The sequence below is a fragment of the Mesorhizobium sp. M7A.F.Ca.AU.002.02.1.1 genome, assembly GCF_003998535.1.
In the GTDB taxonomy this organism is placed as follows: domain Bacteria; phylum Pseudomonadota; class Alphaproteobacteria; order Rhizobiales; family Rhizobiaceae; genus Mesorhizobium; species Mesorhizobium ciceri.
This window is the reverse complement of record NZ_RZPB01001436.1, coordinates 1-569: the sequence shown is the minus strand read 5'-3', so window position 1 is coordinate 569 and position 569 is coordinate 1. Positions and strand designations below refer to the sequence as shown.

1 protein-coding gene and 1 pseudogene are annotated in these 569 nt (G+C 62.6%); one reads left to right on the top strand and one right to left on the bottom strand.

The genetic code is table 11. The annotated features are described in order from the left end of the window. A pseudogene (gene fusA, locus EN879_RS38205) lies at positions 1–463 on the bottom strand (elongation factor G); the annotation flags it as partial. On the opposite strand from fusA, the gene EN879_RS38200 reads away from it, so the two are divergent. Next, on the top strand, positions 428–569 hold a 142-nt coding region (locus tag EN879_RS38200; protein ID WP_245493966.1), incomplete at its 3' end, for a hypothetical protein. The pseudogene fusA and the gene EN879_RS38200 overlap by 36 nt on opposite strands.

Below are 569 nucleotides of genomic sequence, written 5' to 3'. Positions count from 1 at the left end.
GCTGCACGCCAAGCTTGGGTGCTGCTTCACGGAAGCAGGCGCGGCCGGCGATTTCGAAGGCCAGAACGCTGGAGTCGACATCGTGGTAAGCGCCGTCGATGAGGGTCGCCTTGACGCCGATCATCGGGAAGCCCGCGAACGGACCCGAGGTCATGACGCTGTTGATGCCCTTTTCGACACCAGGGATGTATTCCTTCGGCACGGCGCCGCCGACGATCTTGGTATCGAACTCGAACTCGCTGCTATCGGGGTTCGGCTCGAACAGGATCTTGACGCGAGCGAACTGACCGGTACCGCCGGTCTGCTTCTTGTGCGTGTAGTCCTGCTCGTGCTTGCGGGTGATCGTCTCGCGATAGGCCACCTGCGGTGCGCCGACATTGGCCTCGACCTTGAACTCGCGACGCATGCGGTCGACGATGATGTCGAGGTGGAGTTCGCCCCTGCCGGAAATGATTGTCTGGCCGCCGCGGACCCGTCCCTCCGCGTCAAGACCGACGAGGAAAGCGGCCAGACAATCATTTCCGGCATGGGCGGACTCCAACTCGACATCATCCTCGACCGCATGCGTC